At 44.6% G+C, this 14,211-nt stretch carries 10 protein-coding genes; 9 read left to right on the plus strand and 1 reads right to left on the minus strand.

Annotated elements, in window-relative coordinates:
* The first annotated feature begins 92 nt into the window (after positions 1 to 92).
* The 8 genes from ACTHPG_RS00500 (at position 93) to ACTHPG_RS00535 (ending at position 12,463) form a co-directional block, all read left to right on the plus strand.
* Positions 93 to 3,581: a glycoside hydrolase family 2 TIM barrel-domain containing protein gene (locus ACTHPG_RS00500; RefSeq protein WP_440387108.1), complete on the plus strand. Its 3,489-nt coding sequence runs from the start codon at positions 93 to 95 to the stop codon at positions 3,579 to 3,581.
* Between the two features lie 193 nt (positions 3,582 to 3,774).
* Complete coding sequence (locus ACTHPG_RS00505) at positions 3,775 to 4,245, plus strand: DUF4362 domain-containing protein (RefSeq protein WP_440387109.1); 471 nt, start codon at positions 3,775 to 3,777, stop codon at positions 4,243 to 4,245.
* A gap of 77 nt (positions 4,246 to 4,322) precedes the next feature.
* Positions 4,323 to 5,798, plus strand: a complete 1,476-nt coding sequence (locus tag ACTHPG_RS00510; protein ID WP_440387111.1) for a hypothetical protein — start codon at positions 4,323 to 4,325, stop codon at positions 5,796 to 5,798.
* Positions 5,799 to 5,974: 176 nt separating this feature from the next.
* Positions 5,975 to 7,141, plus strand: coding sequence for a WXG100 family type VII secretion target (locus tag ACTHPG_RS00515; protein ID WP_440387113.1), 1,167 nt, complete (start codon positions 5,975 to 5,977; stop codon positions 7,139 to 7,141).
* 18 nt (positions 7,142 to 7,159) lie between these two features.
* Complete coding sequence (locus ACTHPG_RS00520) at positions 7,160 to 7,648, plus strand: hypothetical protein (protein ID WP_440387114.1); 489 nt, start codon at positions 7,160 to 7,162, stop codon at positions 7,646 to 7,648.
* A 120-nt stretch (positions 7,649 to 7,768) separates the two neighbouring features.
* Complete coding sequence (locus ACTHPG_RS00525; protein WP_440387115.1) at positions 7,769 to 8,170, plus strand: hypothetical protein; 402 nt, start codon at positions 7,769 to 7,771, stop codon at positions 8,168 to 8,170.
* A 290-nt stretch (positions 8,171 to 8,460) separates the two neighbouring features.
* A complete protein-coding gene (locus tag ACTHPG_RS00530; protein WP_440387117.1) occupies positions 8,461 to 11,598 on the plus strand; it encodes a DUF3427 domain-containing protein in 3,138 nt (1,045 codons plus the stop codon).
* A 37-nt stretch (positions 11,599 to 11,635) separates the two neighbouring features.
* The gene (locus tag ACTHPG_RS00535; RefSeq protein ID WP_440387118.1) at positions 11,636 to 12,463 is read left to right on the plus strand and encodes a hypothetical protein; all 828 of its coding nucleotides are present in this window, start codon (positions 11,636 to 11,638) and stop codon (positions 12,461 to 12,463) included.
* A 166-nt stretch (positions 12,464 to 12,629) separates the two neighbouring features.
* On the opposite strand, the gene ACTHPG_RS00540 is transcribed toward ACTHPG_RS00535, so the two are convergent.
* A complete protein-coding gene (locus ACTHPG_RS00540) occupies positions 12,630 to 12,971 on the minus strand; it encodes a helix-turn-helix domain-containing protein (RefSeq protein WP_440387119.1) in 342 nt (113 codons plus the stop codon).
* A 141-nt stretch (positions 12,972 to 13,112) separates the two neighbouring features.
* Here ACTHPG_RS00540 and ACTHPG_RS00545 point away from each other — a divergent pair, with 141 nt between their 5' ends.
* The gene (locus ACTHPG_RS00545; protein WP_440387120.1) at positions 13,113 to 13,628 is read left to right on the plus strand and encodes a HEPN domain-containing protein; all 516 of its coding nucleotides are present in this window, start codon (positions 13,113 to 13,115) and stop codon (positions 13,626 to 13,628) included.
* Positions 13,629 to 14,211 lie beyond the last annotated feature (583 nt).

Genomic DNA, 14,211 nt, shown 5'->3' on the forward strand with positions numbered 1-14,211 from the left:
TAGTTGTGTAGTTCCGAAAAGGTTTTCGTAAAAATCGATAGTTATTGTTGTAACCGTAATCATAATTTACTTCAAGAAAGTGAGAATCTACGATGAATCAGAAGAGGCTTTTTAATGATGGATGGCAATTTGCAAAAAGTAAGCTGGATGTCACGGAATCTGCGGGACTGTTGTTCGAACCGGTTGAACTCCCCCACGATTGGCTGATCTACAACACGTTGGAACTGTACGAGGATAGCATTGGATGGTACCGCAAGACGTTCCATTATGAGAAGGATGAGCAGCAACTTGTGCTCTGTTTTGATGGCGTATACATGGATTCGTCCGTGTATGTGAATGGGCAGCTTGTTGGGGAGTGGAAGTATGGATATTCAGCTTTTGAGCATGAGATCACGAATGCACTGGTGGAAGGCGACAATGAGATTGTGGTCAAAGTGGTGCATCAGAGCCCGAACAGCAGATGGTATTCCGGGGCCGGAATCTATCGCAACGTGTGGCTGAAGACAAGAGACCGCAACCATATTGTGACGGATGGAACGTATGTATCTATCAAGCAGCAGCCGGATGGCTGGCAGGTGGAAGTGGATACGGAGCTGAGCCTGGAGCAGAATCAGCAGGCAGAGTTGGTGCATACGATCCGGTATGGAGGTCAGGTGGTGGCATCCAGCCAAGCGCATGTTACAGCTTCGGTGGGTGAGAATGCGGTGGTATCGGCAGATAGCCAACAGATCATTGTTGTGAATCCAAACCTGTGGAGCCCGGATGCACCACATCTGTATGAGCTGGTCACCGAACTGAAACTGATCTCGGAAGATCAGAGCGAGAAGATCATTGAGACGGTATCCCAACGTATTGGATTCAAGGACGTTAAGCTGGATCCGAGTGAAGGTTTCTATCTGAACGGGGTCCATACGAAGATGAATGGCGTGTGTGAACACCATGATCTCGGGGCATTGGGAGCGGCATTTAACCTGACGGCACTGCGCAGAAGATTCGTTTTGCTCAAAGAAATGGGCGTTAACGCCATCCGCACCGCGCATAATATGCCAGCCAAAGAGTTCATGGAACTTGCAGACGAGATGGGTATGCTCGTGGTATCTGAAGCCTTCGATATGTGGGAACGTGCCAAAACGCCATATGACTATGCGAGATTCTTCCCGGAGTGGGCGCATACGGACGTGAAGAGCTGGGTGAAACGAGACCGTAATCACGTCAGTCTGATCATGTGGAGTATCGGGAACGAAATCTATGATACCCATGCAGATGAGCGTGGACAGGAAGTAACCCGGATGCTGATGGATTATGTACTGGAATTTGATCCAAAAGGCAATGCGGGCGTGACCATCGGTTCGAACTACATGCCATGGGAAAATGCACAGAAATGTGCGGATATCGTGAAGCTGGCAGGCTACAACTACGCGGAAAAATATTATGATCAGCATCATGCAGAACATCCGGACTGGATTATCTATGGCAGTGAGACTTCATCAGTGGTGCAAAGTCGTGGCATCTATCACTTCCCGTTCGAACAGCCGATTCTGGCCGATGATGACGAGCAGTGCTCGGCGCTTGGGAACAGCACGACAAGCTGGGGCGCGAAGTCGGCTGAATATTGCATTTTGGCTGAGCGGGATCGTCCGTATTCACTGGGCCAATTCCTGTGGACCGGATTCGACTATATTGGGGAACCGACACCGTATCATACGAAGAATTCGTATTTTGGACAGCTGGACACGGCAACGTTCCCGAAAGACGCTTATTATATCTACCAGGCGGCATGGACGGATTATAAGAAAAATCCGATGGTTCACCTGTTCCCTTATTGGGATTTCAACCCGGGTCAGATCATTGATGTACGCGTGTGCAGCAATGCGCCGAAGATTGAACTGCAACTTAACGGTAAGACGATTGGCACCTACGATATCGATCACGCCCATGGAACACAGCTATCCGGCTGGTGGAAAGTCCCTTATGAAGAGGGTGAGCTGAAGGCGATCGCTTATGATGAGAACGGTGTTGTGATTGCAACCGATGTACAACGATCCTTTACGGATGCGAAGAAGATTCGTCTGCAGGCGGATCGGGAGCAGCTACAGGCGAGTGGTACTGATCTCATTTTCGTGGAAATTACGGTGGAAGACGAAGCGGGTAATCCGGTGCACAATGCCAACAACCGCGTCCAGGTTCAGGTGTCCGGCGCAGGGCGATTACTGGGTCTGGATAATGGAGACAGCACGGACTACGATCCATACAAAGGGCTCAGCAGAAGGTTGTTTAGCGGCAAACTGATGGCCATTATCGGGGCAACGGATGAGGCTGGAACGGTACGGATCGAAGTATCTTCGGAAGGGTTGGAAGGTGCCGCAGCTGAGTATGAAGTGCAGGTTGTGGGTGCGACGGATGTCGATAGTGATATAAAAGAAGTGCATTCCGTCTTCATGGTTAATGAAGAACGTCCGGTGCTGACGGGTAACGCTCAGGAGATTCCTTTGCGGAAAATCGAGATCATCAGCGAATCAGGACAGTTGCTTGATCCGGCCAACCCGGAGCTGGTCGTAACCGTCAAGCTGTATCCGGAGAACACGTCCTATCGGGACATTGAGTGGGCTGCTGTGAATGATGGTGGCATCGAATCCAACATTGCCAAGGTGGAAGTCCTTCCTGCGGGAACGGATGGCAATGGAGAGAATCAACATACGGTGAAAGTATCAGCGATTGGTGACGGGGCGTTCCGACTTCGCGCTACCAGTACAAATGGTACGGACAAAACAAAACTCATCTCCCAGTTGGAATTCAAAGCAGATGGTCTTGGCACTGCCTACAAAGATCCATATGGCTTCATCACAGGCGGATTATATGATTACACCAAAGGCGAGGTTGGCAACGGGAATGAACGCGGGGTAGCCACAAGTCGGGACGGGGAGACACATGTTGGCTTCCGCAATATCGACTTTGGACCCTATGGTTCCGATACGATCACCATTCCGATCTTTGCCTTGTCGAGTGAAGAGTACTTCATTCAGATTTGGGAAGGCATGCCGGATGAAGAAGGCAGCACGATGATTGCGGATGTGGTGTATGACAAGGAATCCAAGTGGAATGTGTACCAGGAAGAGACGTATAAGCTGTCCAAACGCTTGAGCGGGATTACGTCGATCTGCTTTGTATTGAAGCAGAAGATTCATATTAAAGGGTTCTCTTTTGAACGCCAGAGTCGTGCTTTTGAACAGAATGCGGCGGCATCCTGTGACCATCTCTATGGAGATACGTTCAACATTGAAGCTGATCGAGTAGAAGGCATCGGGAACAATGTGTCGCTGGAGTTTGAAAATATGGACTTTACGGCAGAAGGCACCTCGAAGCTCGTCATTCATGGCCATTCACCGATTGATATCAATACGATTCATATCCGCTTCGCAAGTGCGGACGGACAGAGCAACCAACTGGTTGAGTTCACACAATCCGAAGGATATGAAGAGCGGGTGTTTGAGCTTGAGCGGGTGACAGGTGTGCAGAAGGTAATCTTTATCTTCTTGCCGGGAAGTCAGTTTGACTTCGACTGGTTCCGGTTCGAGAAGTAGAGTAGCCGATTAATCCTCTTCAAGTAACCGATGTTCAATCAGAACATGGAGTTACTTGAGGGGGTTTTTTTTATAGTCATAACGAGTGAGCGAGAATGAAGAAGGCTGACACTCATGCTATTTTAGAGACAGAATATAAAGAGAGAACATAACCAATACAGTGTTTTTAACGTTGTACATATGAGGTGATCCAATGAGAAAGTGCATACTCACTCTATGTATATGGATTGGGTTGTTAACAGGTTGTAATCCAATTCATCAGCAGACCATTGATTCCGGAGGAGTCATGACTTCTTTTCCTGTCATTATCGAACCACATAACCCTGAACAAGCAGAGCAGAGCGGAGATGTGGTTGTACTCATGAACGGCATGCGAAACGGCGACAAGTGGAGGACATTCCTGAAGAACGTGAGTAAAGAGCAACCGAGTCAAGTCCGGGTAACCCAGTACACGATTGAAGGTGGGCCCGTGATCCACGAACTGGTATATGACGGCAAGGTGATTCAAATCACATATGATGATTCAAGAGATATGTATGGCTCAGGGCAGGGTGAAACTACGAATACGTGTAAAGGCATCGGTACGATCAAAAGTGAACAGGGGCGTACGTTCCATGTGTTAACCGATTGCGAAAAGGAAAATATCTTCTCTATTCCGAAGTAATCTTCGATTCTTTCCTCATATAAATAGGTTTATAGAAAGTAGATTGAATCGTCATACTATGGAAGGAGATCAATGAGGTGAATTACGTGTTATCGACATCCATCGCTTCAACAAACAATCAGGTACCAGCCCTCGCACAGGGACAAGCAGTAGTATTGCAGGATGATTGGATTCTTCGCATTATTGAGTCATTGATGTGGGTGCTGTTCGCCATGTTCATTCTGCAATGTCTAATCTGGATTCGGAATTACTTAAGCAAAGGTACATATTCGGACGAAGAAGTGGAGCAGGCGGACCCTCTGTTTCTGGCTTATTTACGTAGTAAGGGACGATTAAAGTTAAGGCATACTCAGGCGTCGCTGTTTCAGTTAACCCGTTCTCGGGTGTTATCCCTGCGCATCGTGCAAGCCAAAAAGAGATATCGGGACGACAAATATGGGCCAAATACCACACTGGAGTATCGAAGCGAGCAGCCTGATGCTGCGATAAATGCAGACGAACGCTTACTGTTGCAATGGATGCTGAAAGAGTATAGCTTCGGTCAACAGCGATTCAGGCTGGATGCGCTGGCAGGACCAAGCTCGCAGCAAAGTACACAGTCCGAAGAGATGCAGCATTATCGTCGTAAGGAAAAAGTAATAGGGCAGGGATTGGAGGCATGGAAGAATAGCGTTCTTGAGACACGGCAGGATTGGAACAGTCTGATCCGAACGCCGCTTCTGCTCCGACTGCTTGTGATGCTCGTATTTCCTGTTTTGTTTATCCTGACCTGCGCATTGTGCTTCACCAATGGGGCTGGGATTCAGGAGGGTATCGCTCTTGCTATTACGTTGGTGCTCTGGTTGGTGGCTGTAAAACGAATTCGAGTGCGCTGGCCTTATCAGCTGGCTAGTGTAGGGTTGCTGGTCACAATAACACTGTCCGCTACGGGGGAATCAGCCGAGAACAGTACGTTCATTGGCGTAATTATCTTGTCGCTGTTACTGCGTCTAATCTTGCCTGTTCGCGTAGTGGGTTCCTCAGCACGGGACTGGGCTATCTCCATGCGCCGCTGGCGTAGACGCTATAAGAAAGGAATTCCGGTAGATCGTCTGCATGAATCCGCGGAGAGCATGGAACGCATTCTACAGACGGCACTGGTGCTCGGGATTGGATCACGTTGTGCACGTAAGACCGATTGGAGTCCGCTCCAGAATCATGTCGATCCCGAAATCAGACGTTTGGTGCAACTGAAAGCGGAGCAAGTAGATAGTGTGCCTGTGTCTTCCACGCTTACACACGCACCATTATTAGCGCTAGCATTGCATCTACGTGGAGTATTTCGTCCCATGTTAGCTGCGGAGTATCCTTACGAGCGTCTGAATTATGTGACCGGAACGTTGGAGACGGGGTCATCCGGTAGCAGCACGGTATATAGCGGCAGCTCAGCAGGGCATGACAGCGGGCATTCACATCATCACCATCACGACAGTTCTGGTGGACACCATCATGGATCGGATCATGGAGATTCTGGGGATTCTGGTGGAGGTGACTCAGGTGGCGGTGGGGATTAATCAATATAATTGGAATAAGAAATCGTGCACGAACACGCAAAATATCCGGCTAATGAATGTTTCCCGCCTACTGCGTCTTTAATGAGAAAATGAATCCTCCGTTTGATTCCAATCAAACTCTTCACTTGTTAAAATTTAGGTATAACTACTACAGTCAGGTTGGCGGTGAGGATAGCATGCAACGTATTCAGGTACACCCCGATGTGTTGGACGAGAAAGCTCGATTGGTCCAGCAGAAGAAATTGGAACTCGATAGAATCGTTAGAGAGTTGGAGAAGTCGATTTACCTGTTGCAATCCGATTGGTCTGGTGTGACTGGGGAACGTTTCTTCTGGGATTTTATGCAGGTGAAAGAAGTGTTCCCGAACACAATCGGGCTGTTGGATAAAATCCAGAATGAGTTTACGTTTATCGCGAGGAACTTCAGAACAACGGATGGCTCAGGCGAGGTTGCGCTGTACATTCCCGAAGAACTACAGCGAAATTTCGCTGTAGGGCTGCTTGATAAATCCATAGGAGATACAATAACGGGAATGGGCCAGACGGCAGAAGCATTCTTCGCTAACCCATTCAGTACATTAGGCAGTGTGGCATATGCGATGACAGTGGGGAAAGTTGTAGACGTTGGGCGTGGTATTCAGTTCGCATGGGATACCGCCTGGGGCACGGGAACGGCGAGGTCTGACATAGAGCAATTTGTAGAAGACCAGAAGAAACAGATTGATGAGAGTGGAGCAGGATATTACGGTGGCGCGATGACAGGACAGGCCCTGGCGTATGTTTTGTTTGGCAAAGCCTTTCGTAAGATGGATGATAAGCATACAGATCTGGGTGGATCTGGTGGAGGTAAGAAGGAGCCTCAAAAGGGAATGGACAGTCCCAGAGATCTAATAAAGCCAAGTGGATCACCTAATCCAGAAGCCTTACCAAGTGGAGCGAGAACAAAAATTCCGAATAATGCGGATAAGGCGACTAAACAGTCTTTAGAACTAGAAAATGATGCTGCTGATCAATTGGCGAGAAGTGGATATCGGATTGAACAGAACCCTAAAGTTTTAGATAGTGATGGAATTGATTCCAAAAGAGATCCTGATTTTAGAATTGAAGGACGTATATTTGACTGTTATGCACCAACCGAAAATAAAGGTATTAGAGGTATTTGGAGTGAGGTTCAAGAAAAGGTTGTTATTAAACAACAAACCAAGAATGTGGTGATTAATTTAACAAAGTGGTCTGGAGATGATTCTGCGTTGCTTAAGCAATTTAAAGAATGGGAAATCCAAGGTTTAGAAGAAGTTATCGCAATCAAAAAGGACGGTAAGATCATATCGGTATTCCCTTAAAGTAGAGGAGACAAGTTTATGGAATATTCACTGAAGTTGAATGGAAAACAAGATGCGTTATGGTTGAAAAAATTAATTGAAAGCATGGATTTTGAAGTGAATTATATGAACCGAAAACAGAATTCAATGTCCATTGATGAGTTTGATCTAAAAGGTGGATTGAAAATAACTGCTTATAATAATAATTTTCCGGCTGATCATCCAGCAGCATCTTATGAAACGATGTTCCAAGAAGAGGATTTTATTTATCAACAAACGATTTCTTATGAATTGGAGAATAACCAGCAATATGAATTATGGTATAAAACAATGTATGAAATTTCTTTCGCTATATTAAAATCACTTAGAGTAGAGGGCGTATTCTATCACACTTCTGGAGAGGAGATATTTCTCTTTAAAAACGGAAAGTATACGTTCAACGGAACATACCTTGAACTGCTCCAGACGCATTATGGAGAACTCCTTGAGAATATCGAGTATTCGGTTTTTATGAAACCTCACAACTGAATTACAGATAAATAATGTTAAATGCACTTCTACCGGACCAAAAGTAGAAGTGCATTTTTATGAAATAAGGATACTAGCTACGATGACAAGATTGATTACTAAATGTTGAGGTGAAATAGAATGTTATTGGAAAATGCAGTATCCAAACTAAATAATATAAATTGGGCCTTAGTAGGTACTGTTATCTCTGAGGAGGATACTAAACTCGGATATGAATTTCTCAGAAGAATGGCTCAATTTTATAAAGCGGAGCAGCTGAAGCCTATGCCACCTGCATTTACAAATGTGGCGAAACTGCTAGGAGATCAAGAAGAGGAATTAGATATTTCAGCTTATTGTATTTCGGAGGCTGTTGAATATTTGAATCAAAACTCATATGTGAAAATAATATTTGAATATTACCTACAGTTGGCGAAGTACGCAGAAAATACTCCGAGCATCAGCCATTATCTAGACATATATGAACCGTTAATTATACTTTTTGAACGGGGGGCTCTTTTACCATCAAACCACTCTTTCTAGAAATTATACAAGTCTCACATTTTCCATTAAACAATTGGTATGAAAAATTTGTTGAGAAAGATCCGATTGATATTTAATAATCTGTAGATCATTAGGTTAATATTTCGCAAAATCGCATTCATAGAAAAGCACTTCTACCAAACAAAAAGTTGAGGTGCTTTTTCCTATGAAATCAAACAACTAATGAAATCTTCCACAGATTGGTCGATAATATAGAAGAAACAATTTTTAGCTCATCATATACATAGAGAACGATCCACAACCATCCTACACCCACACGAGGTACATTCATGAAACAAGGTATATATGAACAGCTTATCAACACGATCACCAGACAGGAGATTTCGGCGCTCGACCCGGATGTGTATAACATTGGGACCGAGAAGTTGGATGCAGAGGAAGCACGCAAACTGCTGTCCACGTATTTGGCGGCGGTGACGCGGCGAGCACTCAAGATTGTGCGGGAACAGACGGAAGATAAGACAGCAGTGTTGGCGCAGATTCGAACGTGTAATGAGATTATTGCTACCCTCAAAGGCACACTAGGGGAAGAAGAGTACAACGAATTGCAACTCGATGAGCAGGGGGAAGTGTTGACCCATGTGTATTCCAAGCTGAACAGCATTCGTGCGGTCCGGGATACCAAAATTGTTCGTCCAGATACGCCCATCGCCCAAAGCTCTTTATTCACAGGTGCGAAGTCCGAGCCGAGTATGTTATTGGAGTTGCAAAAGGAGATCGTGACCGCCGATCGGATCGATTGGCTGGTGTCATTTATCAAATTCAGCGGACTTCGCCTGCTGCTGGAACAGCTTCAACAATTCACGGCGGGCGGTGGGAAGCTGCGGATCATCACGACCACCTATATGGAAGCAACCGACCTCAAAGCTATTACTGAACTTAGCAAATTACCTAACACAGAGATCCAGATTTCGTATGATACCAAAGTGACACGACTGCACGCCAAAACGTACATTTTCCACCGTGATACTGGATTCACCACCGCTTATGTCGGCTCTTCCAACCTGTCCAACCCGGCGCTGACCAGTGGTATGGAGTGGAACCTCAAGGTGACGGAGAAGGATTCACTCGACGTGCTGCGCAAGATCGAAGCGACCTTTGAGAGTTACTGGAATGACCGTGAATTCACGCGGTATGTAGCTGAGGATGAAGGACATGAGGCACAGTTGAAGGCGGCTCTGAATAGTAAAAAAGATCAATCTAACCACTTTTACCTCGATATCCAGCCTTACGATTATCAAAAGGAAGTGCTGGAACAGCTAGACGCTGAGCGTACGCTGTATGGACGAACCCGCAACCTAATCGTCGCCGCCACAGGCGTTGGCAAAACGGTCATTTCAGCCTTCGATTACAAACGATTCCAGGCAAGCCATGCAGGAGCCAAGCTTCTTTTTGTCGCCCATCGGGAAGAAATCTTGAAGCAAAGCCGGGACACGTTCCGGTACATCCTGAAGGATATGAACTTTGGTGAGCTGCATGTCGGGAATCACCGAGCGGAGGCGCTGGATCACCTGTTTGTTAGCATTCAGAGCCTTAACGCGATGAAGCTGACGGAGATCACCAGCCCAGACTATTACGATTACATCATTGTGGATGAATTCCATCATGCGGCTGCACCTTCATACCAGAAGCTGTTGTCCCATTACGAACCGAAGATTTTGTTGGGACTCACCGCGACGCCTGAACGGATGGATGGAAAAGACATTATCGCCTACTTCGATCATACGATTGCCGCCGAGATCCGTCTAACCGATGCCATTGACCGGAAGCTGCTGAGTCCTTTTCAATATTTTGGCGTCACCGATACTGTCGATCTATCCCAGGTGAAGTGGTCGCGTAAAGGCTACGATCTGAACGAACTGGAGAAGCTCTATACCCATAACAAAATCCGTGCCAACCAGATCATCCAAAGTCTGAACAAATACGTAACCGATCTGGATGATGTGAAGGGGCTTGGGTTCTGCGTAGGGGTGGATCATGCGATGTATATGGCAAAAATATTTAACGAAGCCGGCATTCCATCCATAGCCCTGCATGGCGGGTCGAGCGTACAGGAACGTCATTCTGCGAAAGGGCAGCTGGTGAACGGGGAACTGCGCATGATCTTCGTCGTGGACTTGTACAATGAGGGCGTGGATATTCCGGAAGTGAACACCATTCTGTTCCTGCGTCCTACCGAGAGTCTGACCGTATTCCTGCAACAGTTGGGACGTGGACTACGGATGGCCGATGGCAAAGAGTGCCTGACCGTGCTCGACTTCATCGGGCAAGCGCATCAGGAATACAGGTTCCAGGATAAATTCCGCGCCCTGATCGGCGCTACCAAACATTCCATCTCGTACTACCTCGAGAATGGCTTTTCAAATCTACCTCGCGGCACGTTCATTCAATTGGAAAAACAAGCGAAGGAATACGTCATGCGCAACCTCAAGCAGATGAGTCGTAATCGCAGAGCGTTGATCCAGAAACTTCAAACGTTCCAGCAAGACACCGGACTGCCGCTGACCTTGGCTCATTTTGTAGAGCATCACGGGATGACACTAGTTGAATTGTATGGTGGACGTACGGGGAAAAGGTATTTCCGAGGCATGTTGGCCGAAGCCGGACTGACAGAGCCAATCGAGAGTGAGCAGGATGAGTACATCCGCAGATTGCCATCTGTGCTGACGATCAACTCCCGAAACTGGCTGACGTTCCTGATCGACTTTATTGAAAAAGGCAAAGAACCGACCAACGCTGATGAACAGCGCATGTTGATAATGTTCTATTACACCTTCCATCGGGCTGCGCCTGAGAAACTAGGATTGAGTAGCATCGAAGAGGGTGTGCAGCGTGTGCTGTCTTGTGAAGCATTCAAAGCTGAGCTTGTGGATATTTTCAAATATAATCTGGCTCATCTGCGATTTGTGGATAAAAGTAATTCGTTCCCGTACACTTGTCCACTGGATATCCACTGTATGTACTCCATGGACCAAGTGCTTGCCGCCTTCGGTTATTGGAATGCCCAGCAATCACCAGCCTTCCGTGAAGGGGTGAAGTATTTTGCCGATGAACAGACAGATATCTTCTTCATTACATTGAACAAATCGGACAAAGATTTCTCACCATCTACACTGTATGAGGACTATGCGATCAACGAGCGTCTGTTCCACTGGCAGACTCAGAGCCGGGTGTCGGAGCATACGGCTACGGCGCAGCGATATATTCATCACCGGGAGACGGGCAACCGAATAGCCCTGTTCGTGCGGGAGTATAAGGAGGAGCATGGCTATACGTCTCCATTTGTGTTTCTGGGCGAAGCGGATTATGTGAGTCATGAGGGGAACAAACCGATGAGCTTTGTGTGGCGATTGCGGGAAGAAATGCCCGCGAAGATGGTGGCGGTGGCGAATAAGTGTATTGTTTGAAAACTAGCGGTATTAGAATATGTATGGAGGCAAGGTCATGTGGGATAGAATTTTGGATGGACAATTTTTATCTAAATTAGGCGGATTGGGCGGGATTGTTGCTATTCTTAGCTTTATGTGGACTTTTTTTAAGAAAAATCAGGTAATAACTTCGTTAACTTCATCCAAGATCGAAAGGTTAATTTCATCAAAAGAAAAGAGGACTTTAATAAAAATATCCAATTACATCTTTTATGTTATGATAGGCTCTGTTTTTTCTGTTTTTCTGACAGTGTTATATTACAATCTTGGTGTTAATGAATATTTTACATTTTGTATTTCAATTATTGGAACAATTTTTTATTTTACTATCTTATATGTTAGCCTTACACAAAAAAGTATTTTCGATAAAAGGTTATCAAGGTCAAAGAATCTTACATTCACATTAATCGTACTTACGTTACAAACATTATGTTTTTTCTCCGTGCTCCCAAGTTTCTTAGCCAGTAATATAGCAGAAGGTAGTTTAGTGTTAACTATGGACAAACCAGAAGTGTTATTAATTAATTTAACACTGAGTTTAATTACGTTGTGTTTCTCAAGTTCCATGTTTGTACTATTAATAATAATGACATTCACACAACTCAGAGAAAAGTTTACTAGGTATGCTTATGAGTGTTTTTATGTTCTAGATCAGGAAGATCAGGAAATAAGATGGTTTATTTATCATCTCCTTGATAAGGATCATTTTTTACTTGGAAATTGTGAGTATATACATGATGCTACAATTTTCCGTACCGAAGAGCGTTCAAAATTACTCTCCGAGAAAATCCATTTACTGAAATTATTGAAAAATAAGGAGGGGGAAATAGAATACTATATATAGAAAAAAACTGATATATAGGTGATGGCAAATGTTCCATTAAAGCAGTGATGCATTAGCTTCTTGTAAATCATGTCACTTAAAAAGTAAAAACTTAAAATGTATTATAGATTTTGCGTATTGAAGAAACCCTATCATTCCAATAATGGAGAGATAGGGTTGTTGTTTTTTACATCAATATTCCTTTTATAACATTTTTGGCGGTTCGTACATGTTCTGAATTAGAGTCTCTTAGTAGTTGTACAATTTCCTTGATTTGCTTCTCATCTTCAGTTACTTCAAACTCTTCCTCTACATACGAAAATAATTGAATTAAGTTCACTTCCAGTGACTCAGCGATCTTAGCCAGATTCACCAAAGAAACATTCTTTTCTCCGCGTTCGATCTGTCCTATGTATGAAAAATGAAATCCACCTTTTTCTCCGAGGGATTCCTGTGAATACCCTCTTTCTTTCCGTAGTGCGCGAATTCTGGCTCCGACCAGCTTCAAAACTTCTCTGTTCTCGTTCACGGTATTCACCTCTCTATGTTCAAAAGTGTAGACAAGTTTCCTCAAGGTAAACACCAAACGAAGAATACAAATAATTTATTTAATTACTATAGGTATCATTTTATTGTATAATACTGGTATTAACTCTTTGGAGGGATGACAATGGCAAGAAATTGGTCCATAACCGAAGCACATTGTAATCACCAAGTAGATTTTACCCCACGTTTGCAAGACCATGATAACTTCATACCATCCAAGTCCAAACATACTCCGGCTTACCACATGCTACATACTACAATAATGGACTATCACCAACATGCTAAGTATCATCTCAAACTTGCCGTAATCATGCGTAATCACAATCAGTTTAAAGCCTGCCTGATTTTATGTGATTGGGCTTTAGCCTCTATGATTAAGGCGCTTTATATCCATAAGTATCATTTAGTTCATCCACCCAAGGAACTCACCATGAACGTAATCTTGCCTTTAGTGCATATGGACATTGAACCCGGATTGGATATCGCCTTGTTCATCGGTACGATGCAACATATGTCATCCCTAGCAGATTACCCACATGACCAGCCACTAGAACTGAACAACATCGAAAAGCTTCTTCAACGAACAGAAGAGATATTGGACGAGTTAGCCACTCGATTGGAGGATGATTCATCAGAGTAAGATGTTTTTTAATTGATCATTTGGGTTAAATGTTTGATTTATCTATGTTACGCTTACAAGATGACATCATCCAAATAAAGGATATATAATGCAGAGAATACAAAGGATGCTCTTTGCTTTGCGTCTGGAAAGTAGGTGTACATTTTGAAAAGAGTGATTGCTATCGCGTTTTTTATATTATCTATATTGGAATTGGTTACTTTAATCCTAATCGGCAAAAGCATGATGCATGGGTATATGGAACCGAGTACGTTTAAAGGGATAATTTCATTTCCACTAGGCTCTACGTACCTCTCGATCTGGATGTTCTTTTCACGGCAAGAGTTTACCGGAGGACGAGTCGCGGCACAGATCAGTTTTACAGCGGCATTGTTGACGACGTGCCCGTTGGTGTGTTTGTTGATCATTTTCTATTAAATAAAGAGATTAAGAAAATTTCCTTTGAATTAGGACATATGAAGTACGTTGTTGGAAATATTGTTATGGTGAGAAAGGAAAAATCAGGATGTTAGAAGGATGTATATACACCAAGCTTCTGCTAACATGGTAAAATCCTAATTTTAACGGCGGAGAATGATATGAG

Origin of the sequence: Paenibacillus sp. SAF-068, from assembly GCF_051967555.1 — a bacterium.
Lineage (GTDB): Bacteria > Bacillota > Bacilli > Paenibacillales > Paenibacillaceae > Paenibacillus.

Coding starts and splice junctions, on each gene's coding strand:
- ACTHPG_RS00500 (WP_440387108.1), top strand. CDS start 93: ATGAATCAGAAGAGGCTTTTTAATGATGGATGGCAATTTGCAAAAAGT.
- ACTHPG_RS00505 (WP_440387109.1), top strand. CDS start 3,775: ATGAGAAAGTGCATACTCACTCTATGTATATGGATTGGGTTGTTAACA.
- ACTHPG_RS00515 (WP_440387113.1), top strand. CDS start 5,975: ATGCAACGTATTCAGGTACACCCCGATGTGTTGGACGAGAAAGCTCGA.
- ACTHPG_RS00520 (WP_440387114.1), top strand. CDS start 7,160: ATGGAATATTCACTGAAGTTGAATGGAAAACAAGATGCGTTATGGTTG.
- ACTHPG_RS00525 (WP_440387115.1), top strand. CDS start 7,769: ATGTTATTGGAAAATGCAGTATCCAAACTAAATAATATAAATTGGGCC.
- ACTHPG_RS00530 (WP_440387117.1), top strand. CDS start 8,461: ATGAAACAAGGTATATATGAACAGCTTATCAACACGATCACCAGACAG.
- ACTHPG_RS00535 (WP_440387118.1), top strand. CDS start 11,636: ATGTGGGATAGAATTTTGGATGGACAATTTTTATCTAAATTAGGCGGA.
- ACTHPG_RS00545 (WP_440387120.1), top strand. CDS start 13,113: ATGGCAAGAAATTGGTCCATAACCGAAGCACATTGTAATCACCAAGTA.